The organism is Sphingobium sp., assembly GCF_033795625.1.
In the GTDB taxonomy this organism is placed as follows: Bacteria; Pseudomonadota; Alphaproteobacteria; order Sphingomonadales; family Sphingomonadaceae; genus Sphingobium.
In genome coordinates, this window is record NZ_JARYGI010000025.1 from 24,812 (window position 1) to 47,010 (window position 22,199).

Here is a 22,199-nt window from a genome sequence, read left to right on the forward strand (position 1 = left end):
TCGCCATCGCAGAATGATCTGCCTTGAAATACCAGTTCCTCTAACGACAGCCCTTGGCATTCTTGTGTTCGCCAGTTCCCGTGAGGCGAGATAGTGCTGCCCGGCCAAACCACGATCATCCCCATGAGACTCTCGCCCCTAGCGCTGTTCCCTGCTGGCGATCCGGTTCCCGCTCCTGACCGACTTCAACTCGCAGAGAGTGCCGTGCTAATCCTCACGTCAGTTTGCCTGGGCGAGACCAAACACGCATAATCAGGCAAGTGACGCGGTGGCTTGTTTCCTTGCCACCGATCGACGGCGCAACCGATGTGCGATGGCCAAGGCCAATGACGCAGGGCATCATGATTTCGACATAGGCGTTAAGCTCGGCAGCCGGGGCCTCGGATCTTGCAAGCGATGCCAGATGGACCGGCGCACGCCGCGCGGTATAAGGCGGTCAGCGGCGAGTGTCCGCTGACGTGACCCCCGTCTTTCATCCAGCGGCAACCAGAGACCGACCGTTATTGAGCTGCTACCCGTTCTTGGACCACCCTGCTGGACGTCATCCAGTTCCTGCCGGCCAGAGCGGGCCATGTGCCGCTGACCGGTTCACCAGCGATATCGGCGGCTTATTGCCGATCGCGCTATGTGGCCGCACCTCGTTATAGTCTCTACGCCAAGTCTCGCATTTTCCGACCGCATCGTCGAGGCTCATGAACCAGTGCTGGTTCAGGCATTCCGCCCGGAACTTGCCGTTGAACGATTCGATGAACGCGTTGTCGGTAGGCGTGCCGGGCCGAGAGAAGTCCAACACGACGCCCTTCATGTACGCCCACAGGTCGAGGTCTCGGGAGACGAACTCGCTGCCCTGGTCAACGCGGATCGAGGCGGGATAGCCAACCTCACCACAGACCCGGTCGAGCACTTCGATCACGTCCGGTGCCCGGAAGCTGAACCGCGGCACCACCGCCGGTGAGAACCGGCTATACGTGTCGATCACCGTCAGGATGCGCAGCTTCGATCCCGTAGCCAACTGGTCATGGACGAAGTCCATCGCCCATACTTCATTCGAACAAGACGCCGCGCAGCGGCCTTCTCTCAGCTTCGCCTTCACCCGGCGCCTCGGTGGCTTTTGTCGAAGCTGCAGCCCCAACTCCTTGTAAAGCCTGTATACCCGCTTGGCATTTACGTCCCAGCCCTCCCGCCGGAGCAGCACATGGATGCGGCGATAGCCGTAACGCACCCGCGTCTCGGCGATCTCCCGCATCCGCTTTTTCAGGTCGGCCTGATCTGCACGGCAACCACGATAATGGTAGCTCGATCGTTCTGCCCGAAGCACACTGCACGCCCGTCTGATACTGACGGCCCAGGTGGTTCGAACATCATCGACGAGCTGGCGCCGTCGATCAGGCCTCAGAGCTTTCGCGAGACGACATCCTGCAGCATCGCCTTGTCCAGCGACAGGTCCGCGACCAGCCGCTTCAGCTTCGCGTTCTCATCTTCGAGCTGCCGCAACCGCCGCATCTCCGAGGGCATCAGTCCGGCGTACTTCTTGCGCCACGCGTAGAATGTCGCGTCGCTGATACCCGCCTTCCGACACACCTCGCCGATCGTCGTCCCTTCCTCCGCCTGCTTCAATACGAACGCGATCTGCGCCTCGCTGAACTTCGATCTCTTCATCGATCCCTCCGTCACCTGACCCTCAATCCTAAACTGGAATTTTCCAGCTCAAAACGGTCCAGGAAACGGGCAGCAGGTCAACCGCTCAATTGAAAGCACAACGAGGCAGAGCAGCCGCCTCTTACCTTATCTGTCGGATCTGAACGAAGTTTTTGCCGCATCCAGAAGGGTGTGGAGATGCCACCTCGCTTCTTCGTCCCAGCCGATAGCGACAACCCGCGTGGACCGATTTTCATTGTAACAAGTCAATCTCCTATATTCATCGCCCAATAGTTGCTGAAGACGCGCTTACCAGAAACGTCGTGTTGGTTCGAACATGGAAGACACTGAGATTCGGGCTACGCCCTCTCAAGATCCAACCCTTTAATCGCATCCATGCTGCTGCGGAATGGCAGATCACCGGCGCGAAAGGCTCGAACAAGTCCGTGATGGGCAACATGCATGTTGCAATCGAAGCCGGGGAACAGAAGCCGCGATGTGACGTTGTCTGCCTCGCATCCGATAATCTCAAGGGCTTGGCCATTGGATGCGAAATCTCACGAGATTCTTGAAGGGAACCGGTCTTGATGGTCGATGCATCCGCACTACACAGCCATGGTGACGGCATGTCTTCACCAACCGGCCGGGGCTGGATGATCGCATGGGGCGTGCTGCTCATCATAGCCGGTTTTCTGGCCGTTCTGACGCCGGAAATTGCTGCCTTGGCGACGACGCTGTCTCTTGGCTGGCTGCTGCTGCTCGCGGGTGTATTCGAAATTGCTTATGCGCTTCAGACCCGCCGCTATCGAGGTTTCAGCTGGAAGCTCGCCTCCGGTATCGTGACTCTGATCCTGGGTGTGCTGCTCCTTGCCCAGCCCGTCGCGGGTGCAGCGTCGATCGCGCTCATGGTCGGCGCGTTCCTGTTCACCGGCGGCCTAATTCGCACTATACTCGGAGTTCAACTTAGGCCCCTGCCGGGCTGGGGATGGGTGCTGTTCGACGGCTTATTGTCCATACTGCTTGCTGGTCTCATCGCTACTGGTTGGCCCGAGAATTCACTGGCAATTATAGGCGTACTCACCGGGTGCTGGCTAATATCCGCCGGCATCTGGCGGATTGCGCTCCGCTGATCGGCACACGCCTTCCTGGGATTCACAAAGGGCAAAACTCATGGAAAAGATGATCGTGATCGTCTGCGAGGATGAGGCCAAAGCCTATGAGGGGCTCAGGTCTCTCAAGGAACTCGATCGGGAGGGTAGCATCACGCTCTACGCGGGCGGCATCCTAGCAAAAGATACGGATGGGAACCGGAGCGTCAAAACGTTCAGACGATGATCAGTCGGGGCTTGGCACCGCTTTTGGATTGGCCACCGGAAGCCTTCTGGGACTATTGGGCGGCCCGCTCGGTTTGATGGTCGGGGCAACGACCGGGTCGCTTTTGGGGTCGCTTTACGATCTTGAGCGGATCGGGGTTGGAAGCGACTTTGTTGAGGAAGTCTCTCGGCAGCTCTCGCCTGGCAAAACGGCAGTTGTCGCGGAAATCGATGAAGACTGGAGGACTCCGCTTGATACTCGCGTCGAAACGCTGGGCGGTGCCTTGTTCCGGCGCGCACGCGCCGATTTCGTCGATTCGCAAATCGAGCGGCAGATCGCAGCCGAGGACGCTGAGCTCGCCGCCTTGGAGGCCGAGTACGATCAAGCTGTCGGCGACGCGAGAGCCAAGCTTGGAGCGAGGGTAGATGAGGCCCGGAAGAGACGCGAAGCGCTTAACGAAAAGATCAGCGAAAAAACACGCGAAGCGGAAGCGAAACTCGAAAGGCTTCGCGAGAAGGTCGAAAGGGCGACGGGCGAAGCCAGGGCCAAGCTGGAGAAGCGCTTGTCCGAGGCGCGTGCCAATCATGATGCCCGGATCGAAAGGATCGGCAGATCTTTGGCGAGGCCCAAGGAATTCCGTCGGATGGATCATAATACCCGCGGTTCTTCAACGGGTAATGTCACAGCACTGGTCATTTAGACTCAGCCACGAGTGCGCTAACAGATCCGAGGCATTTTTGGTGAAGCGGTAATTGAGCTGCCAATTCGAACCGATTCGTGATGGTGGTGATCGGAATAATAGTTGCTGAACTGCATAAATTCACATTCGAAACACGGCTCCGCTTGGTGGCCTGGAGGAATTCTAAGTGGCCATCATACATTCGATCCAGAGACGTCCGGAACTCGCTGAGAACAGGAACCGAACTCATTTCGAGTAACGAACGATTTGCTGCATTTTTACGTCCAAGCAGGTGCATTAGGTCCAGAAATGCCTTGGCTAGCAGATCTACTTCAACCCGTTGAGTGCCAACTGGTCGTCGCTGCGCTGATCTTTATGGCGACGATGGGCTTGATAGCGTTTTGTGTTCCGGGCGTTATGATCCCAATGGCGATGTCCTCCGGCGCGCTGGTTGGCCCTTGGCTGGCCGGAGCGACGGTGGTGCTCGGCGCTTGCAGGAAGTCAGCTGCTCTTTCTCTTTTCGAGGCGGCTTGCAAAGGATCGCGTTCGGCGAAAGCTTGGAAAACGTTTGGACCTGTTTGAGCGACAGTTCGCCAAACATGGTCTCTTTTATGTGATCGGACTGCGGATTGTAGGCGCGCCGCATTTTCTGGTAACTGCTGGAAGTGCCCTGATGCCAATGAATTCATGGACGTTCGGGCTGGCTACGTTCATTGGTATGTTACCTGTCATCGCGCTTGCAGCGGTAGCTGGGCACCCCCAATAACCCTGGCGCAATCCAATCGGAGATGATTCACTGCACCTGACAGCAGGAGGCGGCGGATGCGTCAGGCGGGATTGTTCGGGCTATCGGATCAGCTGAAGCGGTTGTCGGATTGCGGCGACCCGCTGGAGACGATGGGCCGGGTGGTGGACTTCGAGGTGTTCCGCCCGGCACTGGAGGAAGCACTGGCCTACGGTGACGGTACCAGGGGCGGCCGGCCGCCCTATGATCCGTTGGCGATGTTCAAGGTGCTGATCCTCGCGGCGCAGAACACCGTCAGCGACGCGCGCATGGAATTCCTGATCCGCGACCGGCTGAGCTGGCTGCGGTTCCTGGGCTTCGATCTGGGCGCTTCAACGCCCGACGAGAACACGATCCGGCTGTTCCGCGAGAAACTGACCCGCGCCGACGCGCTCGACGCGCTGTTCGCCGCCTTCGACCGGCAGCTGCGAGAGCGCGGCTATCTGCCGATGGGAGGGCAGATCATCGACGCCACGCTGGTGGCGGCCCCCAAGCAGCGCAACACTGCGGCTGAGAAGGAGGCGATCAAGGCGGGCAAGAGCGCGACAGATATCTGGTCGGACCAGCCGGCCAAGGCCGCGCAGAAGGACACCGATGCGCGCTGGACTCTGAAGTTCGCCAAGGGACGACCACTGCCTGGCGGCAGGCCGGGGATCGATATCGCCATCCCCAGCTTCGGCTACAAAAGCAGCATTGCGATCTGCCGGCGCTATGGCTTCATCCGCCGCGGCAAGGTCACCGACGGCGCGCGCTTCGATGGACGCATGCTGCGCGACGTGGTGACCAACGACAACACCGCCTCCGATGTCTGGGCGGACACGGCATATCGCAGCCGCTCCAACGAGGCGTGGCTCAAATCGATAGGCCGGGTCAGCCGCGTCCATCGAAAGAAGCCCAAGGGCAAGCCGATGCCGGCTCGCACCGCACGCGCCAACGCCGCCAAGTCCACCGTGCGTGCTCGCATCGAGCACGTGTTCGCCAGACAGAAGGACCAGATGGCATTGTTTATTCGCACCATCGGCATCGCGCGTGCCGAGACGAAGATCACGCTCGCCAACCTCGCCTACAACATCGACCGCCTGATCTTTCATGAACGCCGCGCGGCCATGGGATAGCTGTGTTCGGCGGAGGCTAATTCCGGCTCTGAAGAGACGCAGACGGTCCATTCAGCCCGCCAAAGAGGCGCACCACGCTCTCGTCACATCGTTATCGGCGCCCTCAATACGTTGATGGGGGTGCCCAGCTGGTGCAGCACTCTAGGACATGCCATCGGCAGCCTGCCTGCGGCAGGCGCTTGAGGATTGTCGGTAGCACTCTTTGGAACTCTTATTGGGCACGGCTTCCAAGGGCGCTCGGCGACCCAACGCCGTGCGGAAGCACTCTGCGGCTACCGATTAAGCGTGCCGCCGCTAATCGGGAATTCGGGTCCATGTCTGTGACTTGCAGCCGATCTTGCCTACCAGACAACCCTTTCCTTCGGCCGTCGTCGCATTCACCATCGTCACCGTTCCGGTGAAGGTCTTGCCGATGTCCGGAACCAGAACCTTTCCTCGCCAGACGCCCTGCCGCTCCTGGCGGAAGTTTCGAAACAGTTGGGCCCCGATCAACTTCTCGGTGCCGCCCTTTCGGGCGTCCGCCTGCGCCTTGGCGTTTGCCCAAATGACGGTGCCGCACATCTCACTGCCGCAGGGATGCGCGCGAATGTGAACACTGTTTTTCGGATTTCGCCAAGTGCCGAACGACTGGTCGGGTGGCTCTGAATAGCCAGTGCCGTGCCCGGCGATCCCGGCGAAAACACCAGCAACCCAGTATGCCACAAACTTCTTCAAGACACTTCTCCTCGAGGGGGACCGCTACCGACGTCAACTCTTTGAGTTAGCCCGGATCAAGCTTGGTGAACTGGCGAAGAGCGCATAGTATCCTAACGTCGCCTCGAATATTAACCGTTCCGGGAACTCACCACGGGTAATTTTATGATGATCCATTACTGCCTGGCCCTGTAGCCATCAACCCTGACCTTCACTTCGCCTACGTTGCACATCTACTTCTTGTGTAGGTTGGACATCTACGCCGTTCGAGTGAATGGAGGTGAAGGAACAATAACCTGTTGAGAGAGAGCTCCCGCGTCAGGAGAGTCCCGCACCACGAATATGACGCGTTGAGCTTTCCATTCAGGAACAGCCAGAACCATCTCTCCCGCCTCGATCCCGCTTGGCAACCGCAAGAAATAAACGTGCTTTGACAAAACCACCAGACGTCACATTCAGGGCTCTGGGCGTTTCGGGCGCGCGCTCCAGAAACACGGCAGTAGTATGGCCATGCAAAGTCAGTTCTGCCGCTATTTGCGCCGGCAGAGCAGTAGCCGCGTTTTCCGAGCCTCCGTTGAGCAGGCTGAGTTCAACAGAGGCGACACCCGATGCGTCGGGCTCCGCGACTTTGCTGATTACCAGCTCAGGCTGCGACTTCGAGTGGCCTGCATGGGCGGTGCTGGAAGCGATCGCCAAGCCCAGAAACATTCCTGCAGTGTCTCTGCAGGCTCATTGGTCCAACCTTTCAAGCACAGGCAAGCAGAAATGCAGATGTGTTCACGAAACAATATAACGCGGTGTTACGTTTAATAGAGCAGTTACGGGATTGTTCCGGTGCACGGATTCGAAACCATGTGGGCGATGTTCCTGACGACGTCCGGCCGGCAGTTCGCTGAGCCGTCGCTCCGGGCAGCGAACGCATGCGAATGAATGACTGCCCAGACAACGCAGACTGCCGCGCTCCTCGCCCAACCGGTCTCTGAGAGGCGCTGGCGCGCAACCATGTCGGCGAGCTGTTGTTTGGTGCCGATCACGCCTTCCACCCAGAAGTTGCACCGCAAGAGGGAGCCATGATGCCGACGGGAAAACCAAAGATTGTCATTGTCGGATCCGGCTTTGGTGGCCTGGCCGCGGCCAAGGCGCTGCATGGCAGCGCGGCGGACGTGACGCTGATCGATCGAACCAACCACCACCTGTTCCAGCCGTTGCTCTACCAGGTGGCGACCGCGGCTCTGTCACCGGCCGACATCGCCACCGCCAACCGGGTCCTGCTGCGCGGGAGTCCCAATGTCCGCGTGCTGATGGCCGAAGCAACGGGCGTGGACGCTTCCGCGCGGGAGGTGCTGCTGGCCGATGGGCGCCGGCTCGCCTACGACTATCTCATCCTCGCCACCGGCGCTGCATACAGCTTCTTCGGAAATGACGCATGGCGGCCTCATGCCCGGGTATTGAAGTCGCTCGATGATGCGCTGGCGATCAGGGCAGCTCTGCTCGACGCATTCGAGCGCGCCGAGCAGTCGAACGATCCGGCCGAGGTCCGCAAGCTTCTGACCTTCGCTATTGTGGGCGGCGGGCCAACGGGCGTGGAAATGGCGGGCACAATTGCCGAACTCGCCCGCACGACGCTGGCGCGCGATTTCACCTACATCGACCCGCGTCAGGCGCGCGTGGTGTTGTGCGAGGCCGGCGGGCGGTTGCTGGCGGCTTTCGACCCCGCGCTTTCCGCATATGCCGATGAAGCTCTGGAGGCGCTGGGCGTCGAAGTGCGGCTCGGCAAGGCGGTACAAGAGATCGACGCCAACGGGCTCACCGTGGGTGACGATAGGATTGACGCTGGCGCGGTGCTGTGGTGCGCGGGCACCCAGGCACGGCCGGCGGCCCGGTGGCTCGGTGTGGAAGCGGCGCGCAATGGTGCGGTCAAGGTCAGGCCAGATTGTTCGGTGCCGGGTCATCCGGAGGTGTTTGCGATCGGCGACGTCGCCAGTTACGACTCGGGCAGCGGGCACCCGCTGCCGGGCCTGGCGCCCGTCGCCAAGCAGCAGGGCGCCTATGTCGGCCGGCTTCTCGCGGCACGGATCGCCGGACGAGCCGAGCCAAGCGCGTTCCGTTATCGCGATTACGGCACTATGGCGGTCATTGGCCGCTCGCGGGCCGTCGCGGTGCTAGCAGGACTGAAGCTCAAGGGGTTCCTCGCCTGGCTGGCCTGGTCGCTGGTCCACCTGATGCTTATGGTCGACTTCCGCAGCCGGCTATCGGTCTACATCAACTGGTCCTGGGCATGGTTCACCTATGGGCGTGGCGCCCGGCTGCTGATGGGGGAGCCAGGACGGGCGGCGTCAGATCCATGAGCGTGAGGCAGACTGGCATTAAAGTGGCGGCGGCTTCCGGCGGACAGCGGAGCCGCCAAATGTCACTGCTCAGCCCATTCAAAGTCGCCCGGCAGGCCATCGTCGCGGTCGTGATCGTACTTGCGGCACTGGTCTGTCTCGCCTCAGCGCACGCGCAGGTAACACAGGCGTCCACCAAGGTGCAGGAAAAGTCGGACGAATATGTTGATCCTTACGGCCGCACGACCCCCGAAGGCGCAGTGCGCGGGTTCGTCACCGCGCTTGGCCAGAAGGATTATGAGCGCGCCAGCCTCTACCTGGACTTGCGCCGCTATTCTTCCGCCCAGCGCAGGCGGCGCGGTCCTGAACTGTCGAAGCAGTTCGAAGTCCTCCTGACCCGCGGCGGCCAGTTCTTTCCCCGCGCGGCGCAGAGCAACGCGGCCCGGGGACGGCTAAATGACGGACTCGATCCCGATCTGGAGCGGGTAGGGCTGCTCGGATGGGATGATCGCCAGGTGGACATCCTCCTCGAGCGTATCGACCGGCCTCCAGGGGCTGTCTGGCTGATCGCACGCGAAACGCTCGACACTGTGCCCGAGGCAATCGGCGCCGAGGCGGAAACACTTATCGATCGATCGCTTCCCGAACACCTACGCGACATCACCTTCCTTGGCGCACCGCTTGGCCACTGGCTTGTGCTGGTCGGGCTGACGGGTGCTGCCTATCTGCTCGCTTGGGCTGCAATCAGTCTTGGTCTCCATCTCGACACCGCATTTTGCAAATGGCGGCGGCGGGAAACGCGATCCTTCCTCACGACCCTCGCGCCACCGACGCGCCTCCTTCTGACGAGCATCCTGACCACAACGATCGCATCCCGCATCGGAGTCTCGATCGTGGCGCGCGAGAGCTACGGCCGCCTGCTCGAGATCGTCGGCTGGGTCGCGACGGCCTGGCTCGCCTGGCGCATCGTCGACGTGATGAACGGCATCGTTCGTGATCGGCTGCACAATGCGGGGCGCGGCCAGATGGCCTCGATCGCAGCCTTTATAGGACGGCTAGTAAAGGTAGTGATCGTTGCAGTTGGCGCCATCGCGATTCTCGACACGCTGGGCTACGATGTTACAGCAGGAATTGCGGCGCTCGGGATCGGCGGCCTTGCTCTTGCCCTCGGCGCCCAGAAGGTTGTTGAAAATCTTGTCGCAAGCATGTCGATCCTGTCGGACCAACCTGTTCGCGTGGGCGAGTTTTGCAAGATTGGCGATACGCTTGGAACCGTCGAGGAAATTGGCATCCGGTCGACCAGGATACGCACCTTGGAGAACACCTTGGTCGTTATTCCCAACAGCGATCTGGCGGCGAAGCAGATCGAGAACTTCGCGCGGCGTCATCAATTCTGGTTTCATCCGATCATCAACCTCGATTATCGAACCTCGCCCACCGATCTCCGCAGCTTCCTTGAGCGTCTGCGGGCCTTGCTTGCTAGCCAAACTGAGTTTCGTGACCCTCCGCGCGTGCGCCTGCTTGGGCTCGGGAGCGATCGATTTCCGGTCGAGGTTTTCGCTTATGTCACGACCGCCGACAATGACGAGTTTCTCAAGGTGCAGGAGGAGGTGACGATCCTCATTCTCGATCTTGTCGCCGAGATGGGCCTGCATTTGGCGCCCCCTACGGTCTCCATCGTCGGTGGCGCCGCTGAAGAAGGCGAGCATCGGGAGTGAGGGAGCTTCCAGGTCGAGCGGGCAGACCGACTGAAAGGAAGATGTTTGCCCGTCGCTGGAACTTTCGCCCTGCTCTTCATCATGCCTATAAGTACAAAACCCATGGCTCCGGCTGAAGTGTCCCTGCCGCCCATCTAGTCCTACCCTCGTCCAATCACCTATGACGGGACCTGCCAGGACTAACAGCTAGGGCGGAGCAACCGCTTCGGTGCGCGCGACTTGGTGGCGGCAATCCTTACTCTCGCGGCCTCAATCCCTCGGTAAGAAGCTTCATCGCCGCATCGATCACAGCTCCCCTATCATCGACCCTTGGCCCATGACCGCTTGCGAGCATATTGGCAGCTAACAGCAGATCCCCTGCCGTGAGGTCTTCGCGGACGAGCCGGGCCCGCTGGGCCAGGTCGAGCGGGATCGCAAAGATTTGTTCAGCCCGAGACCGGAGGGCTGACGCGGGGCCTTTGCCACTCTGGTCCGCCTCCAGGCCTTCAAGCAGCGGCGTATGGACGAAGGCAACGAACGCCAGATCTTTCAGGAACGGGAAAAAGGCGCCTGGGTCATCCCGATGTTCGTCAACAAAGGCCGCGATTTCGTCGAGCCGCTTCTCGAGCACGGCGACGGCCAGATCCGCCCGGTCGCGGAAGTTACGGTACAGGGTACCTCTTCCCAGACCGGCACGAGCGGCGATTTCCTCAAGCGGCACTTCGTACCCGCGCTCTGTAAAGAGTTCCGTCGCCGCCATTACGAGCCTCTCGCGCCGCTCCTGGGCATCTTTTCGCAATAAATCATCCTCTACAAGTTTGGGTTGAAGCGGACGCCGATGTCCGGCATAGGAATTTTAGATCAGGTATAAATCCGTGCAGCGGGCATGCCAATCGCATCCTGACTGCCAATGGAGTCTGCAGTGCAATGCAAATGAGCAGATGGAGCCCGGCCGGCGTGATAAAATCGGGAAAAGGCATCCATCTTGTCGGGAGGGGCCGACCTCTCCGGCAGGAACCTTTGAGATGCTCATCTGTCTCAGACAGGGAAAAACTTCATCCGGGGACGATTGCCCGGAAGCTGACTCGTCGTACTCCCAGCTGGGATTCGGTTATGATTATGGGCAGAGGCGCGTCGCGGGCCGTCTTAAGCATATGATAATGATGACGATGTGTCGATTGCGGCAAGAGCGATCCATCCTGAATTGCCGAGGGAGCAGCTAATCATGACATTCTGCTCTCTTCGGCGTTGCCGGACGCTGGCGCTCCTCTCGTCGGCGCTTGCCTTCACATCCGCCTGTGGCAGCGATCAATCTGCTCAACAGACCGCTGCAGCGCCGCCGCCGACCGTGCTCGTCATTCCGGTCACAACGACAAGAGTGGCAAACATCATAGAGCTGCCGGGGCGGATCGAGGCGGTTCGTACCGCCGAAGTGCGCGCGCGCGTAGACGGGATCGTCGAGCGAAGGCTTTACAATGAAGGCACCGATGTAAAGGCGGGATCGGCACTGTTCCTGATCGACCCTCGCGACAAGCGCGCGCAACTTCAACAGGCAACCGCCGCGCTCAACAGAGCGCAGGCGGCCCGAATGAACGCGAGCTCTGTTGTCAATCGATATGGCCCGCTGGTAAGCCGTAAAGCGGTGAGCGCGCAGGAATATGACGCCGCCTTGTCGGACCTGCGCCAGGCCGAAGCCAGTGTCCTCGATGCTCGGGCAGCGGTCGATCGCGCTCGGCTGGAGCTTGAATATACCACCGTTCGCGCGCCGATCTCCGGGAGAGTGGGCCGGGCAGAGGTCACTGAGGGCGCGCTCGTCAGTGCCGCGTCCGCGACAATGATGACGACTGTCAATCAGCTATCGCCGATCTACGCCACTTTCGCCCAATCCAGCAGCGAACTTCTCGATTTCCAGCAGCAGATTCGATCGGGCGCGCTCAAGGTCCCGAGCCTGTCCGCCGTCCAAGTAAGACTGATCCTGGAGAATGGGCAGGATTATGGGATCGTCGGCCACTTGAATTTTGCCGATCTTTCGGTGGAGCCGTCCACCGGAAGCCAGGCCGTCCGCGCCCAATTTCCCAATCCCAATCGAACATTGCTGCCCGGGCAGTTCGTTCGGGGGCGCATTGAAGCCGGAACGATCGGAAACGGCATTCGTGTTCCCTCGCGCGCGGTTCAGATCAGCAATGAAGAAGCGACGGTTTCGACGGTGAATTCGGAAGGGATCGTTGCCAAACGTACGGTCGAGCTTGGCGGACAGATGGGAACGGACTGGATCATCCGTGCTGGCCTGAAGACGGGTGAGCGCGTCATCGTCGAAGGATGGCAGAAGGTTCAACCCGGGCAAAAGGTGACTGCGAAGCGGGCCCGGATCTCCGGATCGACGCCGGCATCACGCTGACAGGGGGTAGAAGGATGAATCGCTTCTTCGTCTACCATCCGGTGTTCGCCTGGGTCATAGCCATTTTTATCCTGCTGTTCGGTGTGATCGCGCTGCGCGGCTTGCCCATCGAGCAATATCCTGACGTCGCGCCGCCCTCGCTCAACCTGCAGATGACATATAGCGGGGCCGATGCCGAGACGCTGGATCGTACCGTGACTTCGATCATCGAGAAGGAGATGAACGGGGTTGAGAACTTCCTCTACATGTCCGCCGTCAGTCGATCGAATGGCACTGCGCAGATTACCGTGACATTCAGGCCTGGCACGAACCTCGATATCGCGCGGACCCAGGTGCAGGACCGCCTCAGCCGTGTCGAGCCGCGCCTGCCGCAGGAAGTCCGCCAGCTCGGCGTGACCGTTACGAAGTCCTCATCGGGCTTCCTGATGCTGATCACGCTGGTCTCCAAGAGCGGATCCACCAGCGCGCTGGAGATGGGCAACTTCGCCAGCAACACCATCATCGACGAAATCCGTCGCGTCCCAGGGGTGGGCGACGTGCAACTATTCGGCTCGCCCTACGCCATGCGGGTCTGGCTCGATCCGCGGAAGCTCGCCAGCTACGGCATCTCGGTTACTGAAGCGCTCGCAGCGGTTCAGGAGCAGAATAGCCAGACAGCGGGCGGTGGACTTGGCGAACAGCCGGTAGCTTCGGGCGCCGAGTTCTATGCCAAGATCGTCACGCAAAATCGGTTCTCCACGGCCACGCAGTTTCGTCAGATCATCGTCCGGTCCAACCCAGATGGATCTACGGTCAGGCTTGGCGACATTGCACGGGTGGAACTCGGCAAGGAAAATTACGGGTTCAGGTTGACGTTGAACGGCAAGGAAACTGCCGGCATGGCGATCCAGCTCGCCAGCGGCGCGAACGCGCTGGGAACCGCCGAGGCCGTCCGGGCTCGGATGAAGGAACTCCAGGCCAGTTTCCCCCAGGATCTCAGCTGGACCGTGCCGTTCGACGTCACACCCTTCATCACCGCCTCGGTTGACAGCGTGGTCCACACGTTGATCGAGGCGATGGTGCTGGTATTCCTCGTCATGTTCATCTTCCTCCAGAACTGGCGGGCAACCCTGATACCGGCCGTGGTCGTGCCGGTTGCGCTCGCGGGCGCGTGCCTCGGCCTTTATCTGTTCGGCTTCTCGATCAACGTATTGTCGCTGTTTGCGATGGTGGTGGCAATCGGCATCCTCGTCGATGACGCGATCGTCGTCGTGGAGAATGTAGAGCGGATCATGCGGGAAGAAGGCCTCAATGCCCGACGTGCGACCGTCAAGGCGATGGGCCAGATCACCGGCGCCATCGTCGGCATAACGCTGGTTCTTGTCGCCGTATTCATCCCGATGGCCTTCTTTCCGGGCTCTACAGGCGGGATATACCGGCAGTTCTCCGTTACGCTTTCGATTTCGATCTTCTTCTCGGCTGTGCTCGCGCTGACGCTGACGCCGGCGCTGTGCGCGACCCTGCTCAAGAACCATGGCAGCCACAACACCGAAACAACGACCGTGAGCAGGCGCGGCATACAAGGACTGCTTCAGCGCTTCTTCGCCTGGTTCAACGATAAGTTCGGCAAAGCCACCACCAAATATGTGCGCGGCGTCGACAGGATGCTGGTTGCGCCCATGCGGTGGCTCGCCGTATTCGCCGTCGTCTGCGTTCTCACCATACTGCTGTTCATGCGGCTACCGGGCGGCTTCCTTCCCACCGAGGACCAGGGCTATGCCTTCGTCTCCTACACAGCGGCGCCGGGCGCGACGATCGGCAGGACCCAGGAGGCTGTGGCCCAAGCCGAAGCCTACCTGCACAAGCAACCGGAGGTCCGCAACGTCGCGTCGGTGATCGGCTTCAGCTTCTTCGGGCAAGGCCAGTCGGCCGCCCTCTCTTTTGTCGATCTCAAACCTTGGGAGGACAGGCCGGGAGGCGATCAATCGGCCAGCGCCCTTGTCCAGCGGGCGAACGTTGCTCTTGGCGGAATTCCGGAGGCGATGGTTTTTTCCCTGGACCCTCCTCCCATTCAGGCCCTTGGTAACGCCACCGGCTTTTCGATGAAAATCGAGGACCGCAGCGGTACGGGCGGCCCGCTGCTGCAACAGGCCAGCCAGCAGATTCTCGTCGAGGCATCCAAGAGCAAGATCTTCGGAGGCGTGCGCCCCGAGGGGTTGCCGCCGGCGCCACAGCTCTATGTCGATATCGACAGGATCAAGGCACGCGCGCTGGGCCTGCAAATCGGCGACGTCAACCAGACGCTCGCAACCGCCTTCGGCTCGGCTTACGCCAATGACTTCGTCTACGAGGGCAATGTTCTGCGCGTGTATCTTCAGGCGGAGGCCGCGCAGCGCATGCGGGCAGAGGACATCGCCCGGCTCATGGTGCGCAACAACGAAAATCGGATGGTGCCATTCGCATCCTTTACCAGCGCGCGTTGGACGGCCGGTCCCCAACAGCTGGAGCGATACAACGGCTATCCTTCCGTGACGCTTTCCGGGCAGGCAGCTCCGGACCAATCGAGCGGCGCCGCACTCGACGAGATGGAACGGATCGCAGACAAGGTGCTGACGGGCAATCTCGCATATGAATGGACGGGCACTGCCTATGAGGAGAAGCAGGCGGGCGGCCAGATTGGGCTGCTCCTGGGGCTCTCCGTGATCGTCGTGTTCCTGCTCCTGTCCGCGCTGTACGAAAGTTGGCCGGTCCCTCTCGCCGTCTTGCTCGTGGTTCCGTTCGGGATCCTCGGCGCGGTGCTTTTCACGATGCTTCGCGGGTTCTCGGCCGACGTATATTTCAACGTCGGGCTGATCACTATCATTGGCCTTGCCGCCAAGAATGCGATCTTGATCGTCGAATTCGCGCTTGAAGATCAGGCGAACGGACGCGATCTGCGGGCGGCGACGACGAATGCCGCGCACCAGCGCTTGAGGCCGATCCTCATGACCAGCCTTGCCTTCATCCTGGGCATGGTCCCGCTCGTGATCGCGAGCGGCGCTGGCGCCGCGAGCCGGAGAGCAGTCGGAACAGGCGTGGTCGGCGGCATGATCACCGCGACGGCCTTCGGGATCTTCTTTACCCCCCTCTTCTACTACGCCGTGCGCAAATGGCTCGCGCGCAATAACAATCACGAGGAAGAGGACCGTCGAGAAGCCGAGGCCGAGATCGCGAACAACACGGGTTCGCCTAACGAGGCTCCATCGCATGCGTAAGTTCAGTTTTGCGCTCATCGGGCTCGCCACTCTCTCCGGATGCAATCTGGCCCCGCCCTACCGCCAGCCCGCGCCGCCGGTCTATGACGCCTATCCGGTCGCCACCAGCGGTGGTACACGAGTAGCGACAGAGATCGGCTGGCAGAGCTTCTTCGGAGACGCGCAGCTAAAGGCCTACATAGCCGCCGCGCTCGCGAACAATCGGGATTTGGCGGCTTCTGTCGCCCGCATCGCTCAAGCGCGCGCGCAATATCGGATCCAGAATTCAGAGCGTCTACCGCAGGTCGGCGTAGGCGCCTCGGGCACGCGCACGCGCACGCCCATAGGATCGTTAGGTCTGGGTGACACGCTCAATCAGGGCGATACCGAAGTCCCGGACGCTTTCACGGCAAGCCAGTACAATGTGCAAGTCGCCGTCACATCCTTCGAACTCGATTTCTGGGGTCGGGTTCGCAACCTCAGCGCGGCAGCGCGCGGACGATATCTCGCAACAGTTGAGGCGGAGCGGGCGTTCCGGCTGTCGTTGATAAGCGATGTCGCCGCCTCATATTACGCGATCCGGGCAGGTGAGGAAGGAATCTCCCTTGCCGAGCGTACAGTCCTCACTCGGCGCGAGGCTCTCGAGATCGCCAGGCTGCGGCTCGACGCTGGGGTGACCTCCTCCGTGGATTATGATCAGGCGGCAGTGCTTGTAACACAGGCAAAGACGGAACTTGCGGACTTGCGCCGCTCCACGGAGCAGCAGCGAAATGCATTGCTGGTCCTCATCGGCGGACCGATGACCGGTGAATTGCCCCGCGGACGGCGAATCGAAGATCCCGGCCAGTTTGAGCCGCTCGATGCGGGGCTACCCTCATTGCTCCTCATAAATCGGCCGGACGTTCTCCAAGCGGAACAGGAGCTGCGCGCAGCCAACGCCGATATAGGCGCCGCGCGCGCCGCCTTCTTCCCTACGATTTCGCTTACCGGAAATTACGGCTTTGCTTCCCCGGACCTTGGAGATTTACTAAAACGGTCGGCGCAGAGCTGGACATTTGGCGCCCTCCTCAACCTGCCGATCTTTGACGGGGGGCGACGCGAAGCGCAACTTGGCCAGGCGAGAGCGCGGCAGGAAGAACTCGTCGCCACCTACCAGCGCACGGTTCAGAATGCATTCCGCGAGGTCTCGGACGCTCTGGTCGGCCGTCAGCGTTATCGCGAACAGATACGCGCGCAGGAAGAAGCCGTAGCCGCCTATCGTCGCCTCGCGCAGACCGCCCGGGACCGGTATGACAACGGCATATCGATATACCTTGAGGTCCTCGACGCCGAACGAAACCTGTTTTCCGCAGAGCAGCAGCTCATTCAGCTTCGCGCGACGGCATTGCAAAATGGCGTTTCTCTCTACACCGCGCTTGGCGGCGGCTTGAGAGCGCAGTGACTGGCTCAGCCCCAGTGACGGCAAGGAACAACGCGTTCGACACCGCTTGATACCTCCCTGTCCAGCCCACAGCCGCCGGGGCGCTGGAGCCGCCGGCACGCCCAGGGCTGGTGGGCGCACACACGCGGGCGCGTGCGCTCTATCGGCGCTCAAAACCAGCGGATTGAACGGCCAATGAGGCGGACCAGTCGACCACCTTCACCATATACTCGCTAGCGGCAGCACCGAAGGCGGGGACGATCGCCCCAGTCCGATTCTGCGCGGCCGGAGACAAGGTCGCGATCGCCTGGGTTGCTGCCGCTTTACCGTCCCTGATGCGAATCAGCCTGACCTCGCCCTCGATGCGGACAGTTGGCGCTGCATCCTTCGCGCCATCGGGCGCATAGACAGCCTCGAAGCGTTCGATGTTCAGCTGGAGCGCATAGTCCGCGCCAGCCGGTTGGCGCGGCGTGGCAAGCAGAATGTCAGGCGCGCGCGCAGCGAATACGTCCCGCAACGACTGCGTGAACAGATCAGATGCCGAGGTAACCCACCGTGCGTCTTTTATATACATTGCTCTGTGACCCTGGGTAGTGAGCAGGCGATCGCCGTCGACTTCGGGAGCGAAGCGTGTCCGCAGGAGAACGATTGGACGTCGCGCGGCATGAGGTTGGCCCGTCGGCGGGTCGATCGCGAGTGAGGTGACATCAAGACGATAAAGATCGTCAGGTTTCCCGCCGCCCAAAAGCGCTCCGACGCAGGCGCTGAGGGTGAGAAGGAAGGCGAGCGCAGCGAGCGGTCGTAGGATCATCTTGGCAACTCCAGTTCCTTGCCGCTGCCCCTGCTGAGGGCCGCGCGTGGGTTCTGCCGCACCTGACGGATGAGTGCGTCGAGGGACTCTGCTGTTTCCTGGAGGCTCAGCATCGTCGCGTTGATATTCGGCAGCGTTGTCGATCCGACAGCGCTGCTCTGGGCCTCGAGATTGGCAATCATTCCGCGAGCATCGCCGATCGCAAGCTTAAGATCCCTGGCCGCAGACGAGACGTCAGCGAACGTCCTCCGGCCGTCTCCAGCGGCAATGTCGCGCACGGTTGCCGCCGCGCCCTGGATATCGGTTGCCGCTCGATCGAGCTTTGCGATCGCCGAGGATGCGTTGACAAACATCGCGCGGTTCGCAGCGATTTCGCTGGTAGTCGCACGGACATCTTCGACAGCCGCCGTAAGATTGGCAAGGTTCCGATCCGACAGCAGCCGATTAACCCGACTTAGCGCTTCGGTCGCATTTTCGATCATCTGCCCGCCACCTTGCAGCAGCGAAGATAGCGCGTTCGCCTTGCTGCGGATAACAGGACGCTTGTTCCGAGACGACTCCTTCAGCAGCGCGCGCGTGGCAGAACCGGCGCTGATCTGGATGACGCTGACGCCGGAGATGCCCTGAGTTTCGGTGGAGGCGAGCGAATCAACGCGAACAGGCGTTCCTCCGTCCAGCTGAACGTCGGTTACCACACGGTTCGGATCCCTCTGGTCGAGCGCTATACGCTGGATCTGACCTACCTTGATGCCATTGAACTGAACCTCGCCCCCCTGGCTAAGGCCGCGCACCGGGCCGCGAAAGACGATACGGTATTCATCATAGTGTTGATTGAACTGGGCGCGTCCAAGCCACACGACGAATACAAGGGCCGCGATCAGAATCGCGGTCGCTATCACGCCGACCAGAGCGAAATGGGCATGACGTTCCATCAGCTGTGTTTCTCCTGGACGGCTCGTCCGCGAGGCCCTTGAAAATATTCTTTGATCCATGGGTGCTCGGACTTTTCGAGCTCGGCGACCGGCGCGACGGCAATCACCTTTTTCTCGGCAAGCACGGCAACACGGTCGCAGATCGCGTAAAGTGTATCGAGGTCATGTGTAATGATGAACACCGTGAAACCGAGCGCGTCGCGCAACGCGCGAACCAGGCCGTCGAACTCATTGGCTCCGATCGGATCGAGTCCGGCTGTAGGTTCGTCGAGGAACAAGAGCTCGGGATCAAGTGCGATCGCCCGCGCGATTCCGGCGCGTTTCCGCATGCCGCCTGACAGCTCTGAAGGCCGTAGGGCGCCGGCATGCTCAGGCAGGCCTGCAAGCTTGATCTTCAATGCAGCGAGATCACGGACAAGCTCCATCGGAAGTGCTGCGTGCTCCAGAAAAGGGGCCTCGACATTCTCCTGGATGGTAAGTGAGGAGAACAGCGCGCCGCTCTGGAACATGACCCCCGTCCGTCGCTCGATTTCTGCACGGCCAGCCGGATCGGTCACATCATAGCCGAAGATTTCCACTCTTCCACCGTCAGGCCCCTTCAGGCCCAGGATCGTGTTGAGCAGTACTGACTTGCCGGATCCCGAGCCACCTACGACACCAAGGATTTCGCCGGCTCGCACCTCTAGATCCAGCCCGTCATGGATGACGTTCGCCCCGAATGCGGTGCGCAGCCCCCTCACGAGGATCGGCGGCGCCTCCTGTGCCATGGTCGGGTTCGCCTCGGTCAAAGGTCCAACACCATGAAGATCAGCGCGAAGATCGCGTCGAACATGATGATCAGGAAGATCGATTGAACGACAGCTGCGGTGACGTGCCGACCGAGACTCTCAGTATCGCCGCCCACAAGAAGGCCATGACGACAGCCAGCTGCCGAGATCACGAGCGCGAGAAAGGGCGCCTTGCTCATGCCGATCCAGAAATGATCGATGTCCACTGTCTCAAGCGTGCGCTGAATAAAAAACGTGGGATCGATATCGATCATCGCCCAACTGACGATCATGCCGCCCAACATTCCCCCGATGTCGGCGCAGAAGGTCAGCAATGGAGTCATCAATAGAGCTGCCAGGACACGCGGCACCACCAGCGCCTCGAAACGGTCGACGCCCATTACCTGCATGGCGTCCACCTCCTGGTTCATCCGCATCGAGCCGAGTTGGGCTGCAAAGGCGGAAGCTGAGCGACCGGCGAGCAAGATTGCGGCAATAACGACACCGAATTCGCGAAGCACGGCAACGCCCACCAGTTGCACGGTAAACACAGAAACGCCGAGCGTCGTGAGGAGGTTGGCGCCAACCAGCGCGATTACCGCACCGATGAAGAAGGTCATGACCATGACGATGGGTACGGCGTTGATACCTGCCTCTTCCATCACGGCGAACAAGGGGGTCAGCCGCAAGCGACGCGGATGAAGGGCGATGCGCCCAAGAGCAACCATGAGTCGCCCGGAGAAGTCCATCGTGCGGTAGGCCTCTTCGCCGATGGCAACGACGGCCTGGCCGATGCGAACGAATAACCCCTGCAGCCACATTCGAGGGGTATCCACTGGGGTAGTGTCTGAAGACCCTTTCACCAAATCGCTCAAGCGGCGAAGATCTTCGCGCCCGCTGTCGCGAAGTGCGCTCTCGTCGCCAACGGCTTTGATGATTGCAAAGACGCCCGCGCTGTCCACTTTGCCAAGGCTTGAGACATCGACCCGCACAGGATGCTGATGCGCCTTGATTTCCGATCCGAGGCGAGCTGCGGTCCTTCCAAGAGTCAGGACTGTCCAGTCTCCCCAAAGAATGAGCTCCACCCCGTGCGAATCATGGAACAGCCTGAAACCCGCCGGCTGCTGCTTGACCTGTCCCCCAGCGGACATCATGAAGCAGCTTCCGCTCTGGATGACTGACCTCTCGTTTCGCTGCGAAAGCAGTGCTCAACTTCATGCGCAAAGCCGCGATAAACGAGCCGCCCCCCTCCTAATTCGTCAGAAGCGGGGGCAGTTTTGTGGCCGTTCGCCAGGTGGTTGAGAATGATAGCCCGCGCTCTGAAGACACGACTCTTGACCGTTCCAAGCGGGAGCCCGAGGCAGTGCGCGGTTTCCTCATAGCTTGCTCCATCGCTCACAATCGCGAGGAATGGTTCACGATACTTCTGCGACATGAGGTCGATCGCTTCGCGGCATTCCTTAAGGAAAATAGCCGTCTCCTGACTCGCGGTATCGATGGCGAGCCTTTGCAAGAAGAAATCCTTCCACTCACCGCGGAAGCGTCGCCGACGCAAATCATTCAGGAATACGTTGCGAAGGATGGTAAAAAGCCATGCCTTGAAGTTCGTTCCCGGCTGGAAGCGGTCCCACGCCGCCCACGCGCGAACCAGCGTATCTTGCACAAGGTCTTCAGCCGCGGCGGCATCCTTGCTGAGATATCGCGCACGCCGCTGTAGCGCGGGAAGCACCGCTTGCAGTGCATTCGTGAAGTCCGATCCTGTCACGCATGACGGATCCCCAAGTAACATCTCAGAAGAGGCGCCACGGCGCTCGCTCACCGAATTACCAACTTAGCGATCGGCCGCACGGACGATCGCCGTAAACAAGGGTTTGATCGCACGGATCAACGCGAAGCGCCATGCTCGGGCAGTACGATTGTGGATGCACGCCTGGCCCGTCTTTGGCAAAGTTTGTGCCGCCTGGCTTTTCATGCTCTCGCCTCCTGTAATCGAGGAAATTATCCCCTAAGTCAGCTTCGGGCGGTTTCCCGATCTCCACCAATTTCCCGACGTCCAGACGAGCGGTGCAGCGAAAACCATGTGCATGCCTGAACTGTTAGCGGACATTGATGTCCGGCTGCAAGAAAAAACCCATGTGGTTGGGGAAATCTGTTGCCGTCGACAAACGCCACTGCCTCCCTACTCGTTCATCAGCATGGCAAAGCCTTTGCATGAAGGGGCATCGATATCCTATCGACCGCTCAGTAGATCGGGACGCTCCGCTCAAGTAGCGATGGTTCACTGAACCGCGCCGGGTTTGCCGGAGGCTCCAACTCCTGAGAAGGTGGAGCCTGTATGGACTTGTAACGGTTTTGCGCCGGTCACCTGAGCGATTAGAGCTCGCAACAGGAGACCGACGAGATGATCAAGCA

The 22,199-nt window shown here is 60.6% G+C and carries 20 protein-coding genes; 10 read left to right on the forward strand and 10 right to left on the reverse strand.

The annotated features are described in order from the left end of the window. Nucleotides 1–541: 541 nt before the first annotated feature. Nucleotides 542–1,659 (reverse strand): IS3 family transposase gene (locus tag QHC67_RS12915; protein ID WP_413818538.1). Its coding sequence is split into 2 segments (ribosomal slippage): nt 542–1,407 and nt 1,407–1,659, totalling 1,119 coding nucleotides; the frame shifts between segments, so codons are not numbered across the junction. A gap of 566 nt (nt 1,660–2,225) precedes the next feature. On the opposite strand from QHC67_RS12915, the gene QHC67_RS12920 reads away from it, so the two are divergent. The 5 genes from QHC67_RS12920 (at nt 2,226) to QHC67_RS12935 (ending at nt 5,530) form a co-directional block, all read left to right on the forward strand. Beyond that, a complete protein-coding gene (locus tag QHC67_RS12920; RefSeq protein WP_319294918.1) occupies nt 2,226–2,768 on the forward strand; it encodes an HdeD family acid-resistance protein in 543 nt (180 codons plus the stop codon). Between the two features lie 40 nt (nt 2,769–2,808). Further along, the gene (locus tag QHC67_RS12925) at nt 2,809–2,973 is read left to right on the forward strand and encodes a hypothetical protein (protein WP_319294920.1); all 165 of its coding nucleotides are present in this window, start codon (nt 2,809–2,811) and stop codon (nt 2,971–2,973) included. A gap of 28 nt (nt 2,974–3,001) precedes the next feature. After that, nucleotides 3,002–3,652: a DUF1269 domain-containing protein gene (locus tag QHC67_RS12930; RefSeq protein WP_319294922.1), complete on the forward strand. Its 651-nt coding sequence runs from the start codon at nt 3,002–3,004 to the stop codon at nt 3,650–3,652. A 430-nt stretch (nt 3,653–4,082) separates the two neighbouring features. Continuing rightward, a complete protein-coding gene (locus QHC67_RS19225; RefSeq protein ID WP_413818539.1) occupies nt 4,083–4,397 on the forward strand; it encodes a TVP38/TMEM64 family protein in 315 nt (104 codons plus the stop codon). A gap of 56 nt (nt 4,398–4,453) precedes the next feature. Beyond that, nucleotides 4,454–5,530 (forward strand): IS5 family transposase, encoded by a 1,077-nt coding sequence (locus tag QHC67_RS12935; protein ID WP_319294924.1) that lies wholly within the window; start codon nt 4,454–4,456, stop codon nt 5,528–5,530. Between the two features lie 294 nt (nt 5,531–5,824). Here the strand turns inward: QHC67_RS12935 and QHC67_RS12940 are convergent, their stop codons facing one another. Together QHC67_RS12940 and QHC67_RS12945 are read right to left on the reverse strand one after the other, a co-directional pair. Next, nucleotides 5,825–6,244 carry a DUF2147 domain-containing protein gene (locus tag QHC67_RS12940; protein ID WP_319294926.1) on the reverse strand — a complete coding sequence of 140 codons (420 nt, stop codon included), beginning with the start codon at nt 6,242–6,244 and terminating at the stop codon, nt 5,825–5,827. 342 nt (nt 6,245–6,586) lie between these two features. Further along, complete coding sequence (locus tag QHC67_RS12945) at nt 6,587–6,919, reverse strand: hypothetical protein (RefSeq protein WP_319294928.1); 333 nt, start codon at nt 6,917–6,919, stop codon at nt 6,587–6,589. 374 nt (nt 6,920–7,293) lie between these two features. Here QHC67_RS12945 and QHC67_RS12950 point away from each other — a divergent pair, with 374 nt between their 5' ends. Both QHC67_RS12950 and QHC67_RS12955 read left to right on the forward strand, forming a co-directional pair. After that, the gene (locus QHC67_RS12950; RefSeq protein ID WP_319294930.1) at nt 7,294–8,571 is read left to right on the forward strand and encodes an NAD(P)/FAD-dependent oxidoreductase; all 1,278 of its coding nucleotides are present in this window, start codon (nt 7,294–7,296) and stop codon (nt 8,569–8,571) included. A gap of 59 nt (nt 8,572–8,630) precedes the next feature. Then, entirely contained in the window at nt 8,631–10,268 is a 1,638-nt protein-coding gene (locus QHC67_RS12955; protein ID WP_319294932.1) for a mechanosensitive ion channel family protein, read from the forward strand. A 235-nt stretch (nt 10,269–10,503) separates the two neighbouring features. Here QHC67_RS12955 and QHC67_RS12960 read toward each other — a convergent pair whose 3' ends face one another. Beyond that, nucleotides 10,504–11,046 carry a helix-turn-helix domain-containing protein gene (locus QHC67_RS12960; protein WP_319294933.1) on the reverse strand — a complete coding sequence of 181 codons (543 nt, stop codon included), beginning with the start codon at nt 11,044–11,046 and terminating at the stop codon, nt 10,504–10,506. Nucleotides 11,047–11,472: 426 nt separating this feature from the next. Between QHC67_RS12960 and QHC67_RS12965 the strand changes: the two genes are divergently transcribed. From QHC67_RS12965 to QHC67_RS12975, 3 genes are read left to right on the forward strand one after another with little or no spacing between them, the layout of a single operon-like run. Further along, nucleotides 11,473–12,645, forward strand: a complete 1,173-nt coding sequence (locus tag QHC67_RS12965; RefSeq protein ID WP_319294935.1) for an efflux RND transporter periplasmic adaptor subunit — start codon at nt 11,473–11,475, stop codon at nt 12,643–12,645. 14 nt (nt 12,646–12,659) lie between these two features. Continuing rightward, complete coding sequence (locus QHC67_RS12970; RefSeq protein WP_319294937.1) at nt 12,660–15,878, forward strand: multidrug efflux RND transporter permease subunit; 3,219 nt, start codon at nt 12,660–12,662, stop codon at nt 15,876–15,878. Then, nucleotides 15,871–17,298: an efflux transporter outer membrane subunit gene (locus QHC67_RS12975; RefSeq protein ID WP_319294939.1), complete on the forward strand. Its 1,428-nt coding sequence runs from the start codon at nt 15,871–15,873 to the stop codon at nt 17,296–17,298. Before QHC67_RS12970 ends, QHC67_RS12975 begins: the two co-directional genes overlap by 8 nt. Before the next feature lie 139 nt (nt 17,299–17,437). On the opposite strand, the gene QHC67_RS12980 is transcribed toward QHC67_RS12975, so the two are convergent. The 6 genes from QHC67_RS12980 to QHC67_RS13005 all read right to left on the reverse strand — a co-directional run bounded on the left by QHC67_RS12980 (nt 17,438) and on the right by QHC67_RS13005 (nt 21,759). After that, a complete protein-coding gene (locus QHC67_RS12980; RefSeq protein ID WP_319294941.1) occupies nt 17,438–18,088 on the reverse strand; it encodes an ABC-type transport auxiliary lipoprotein family protein in 651 nt (216 codons plus the stop codon). Next, entirely contained in the window at nt 18,085–19,020 is a 936-nt protein-coding gene (locus QHC67_RS12985) for an MlaD family protein (RefSeq protein ID WP_319294943.1), read from the reverse strand. Before QHC67_RS12985 ends, QHC67_RS12980 begins: the two co-directional genes overlap by 4 nt. Then, nucleotides 19,020–19,787: an ABC transporter ATP-binding protein gene (locus tag QHC67_RS12990; protein WP_319294945.1), complete on the reverse strand. Its 768-nt coding sequence runs from the start codon at nt 19,785–19,787 to the stop codon at nt 19,020–19,022. The genes QHC67_RS12985 and QHC67_RS12990 overlap by 1 nt, the downstream gene beginning before the upstream one ends. A 17-nt stretch (nt 19,788–19,804) precedes the next feature. Beyond that, nucleotides 19,805–20,749, reverse strand: coding sequence for an ABC transporter permease (locus QHC67_RS12995; protein WP_319294947.1), 945 nt, complete (start codon nt 20,747–20,749; stop codon nt 19,805–19,807). A 188-nt stretch (nt 20,750–20,937) separates the two neighbouring features. Next, nucleotides 20,938–21,606, reverse strand: coding sequence for a sigma-70 family RNA polymerase sigma factor (locus tag QHC67_RS13000; protein WP_319294949.1), 669 nt, complete (start codon nt 21,604–21,606; stop codon nt 20,938–20,940). Nucleotides 21,607–21,618: 12 nt separating this feature from the next. Further along, a complete protein-coding gene (locus QHC67_RS13005) occupies nt 21,619–21,759 on the reverse strand; it encodes a hypothetical protein (RefSeq protein WP_319294950.1) in 141 nt (46 codons plus the stop codon). Nucleotides 21,760–22,199: the final 440 nt, after the last annotated feature.

Excerpts from the sequence above, each read along its gene's own strand:
- QHC67_RS12920 (WP_319294918.1), top strand. The coding sequence starts at position 2,226 with ATGGTCGATGCATCCGCACTACACAGCCATGGTGACGGCATGTCTTCA.
- QHC67_RS12975 (WP_319294939.1), top strand. The coding sequence starts at position 15,871 with ATGCGTAAGTTCAGTTTTGCGCTCATCGGGCTCGCCACTCTCTCCGGA.
- QHC67_RS12950 (WP_319294930.1), top strand. The coding sequence starts at position 7,294 with ATGATGCCGACGGGAAAACCAAAGATTGTCATTGTCGGATCCGGCTTT.
- QHC67_RS12990 (WP_319294945.1), bottom strand. The coding sequence starts at position 19,787 with ATGGCACAGGAGGCGCCGCCGATCCTCGTGAGGGGGCTGCGCACCGCA.
- QHC67_RS13005 (WP_319294950.1), bottom strand. The coding sequence starts at position 21,759 with ATGAAAAGCCAGGCGGCACAAACTTTGCCAAAGACGGGCCAGGCGTGC.
- QHC67_RS12935 (WP_319294924.1), top strand. The coding sequence starts at position 4,454 with ATGCGTCAGGCGGGATTGTTCGGGCTATCGGATCAGCTGAAGCGGTTG.
- QHC67_RS12985 (WP_319294943.1), bottom strand. The coding sequence starts at position 19,020 with ATGGAACGTCATGCCCATTTCGCTCTGGTCGGCGTGATAGCGACCGCG.
- QHC67_RS12925 (WP_319294920.1), top strand. The coding sequence starts at position 2,809 with ATGGAAAAGATGATCGTGATCGTCTGCGAGGATGAGGCCAAAGCCTAT.
- QHC67_RS12970 (WP_319294937.1), top strand. The coding sequence starts at position 12,660 with ATGAATCGCTTCTTCGTCTACCATCCGGTGTTCGCCTGGGTCATAGCC.
- QHC67_RS12980 (WP_319294941.1), bottom strand. The coding sequence starts at position 18,088 with ATGATCCTACGACCGCTCGCTGCGCTCGCCTTCCTTCTCACCCTCAGC.
- QHC67_RS12965 (WP_319294935.1), top strand. The coding sequence starts at position 11,473 with ATGACATTCTGCTCTCTTCGGCGTTGCCGGACGCTGGCGCTCCTCTCG.
- QHC67_RS12955 (WP_319294932.1), top strand. The coding sequence starts at position 8,631 with ATGTCACTGCTCAGCCCATTCAAAGTCGCCCGGCAGGCCATCGTCGCG.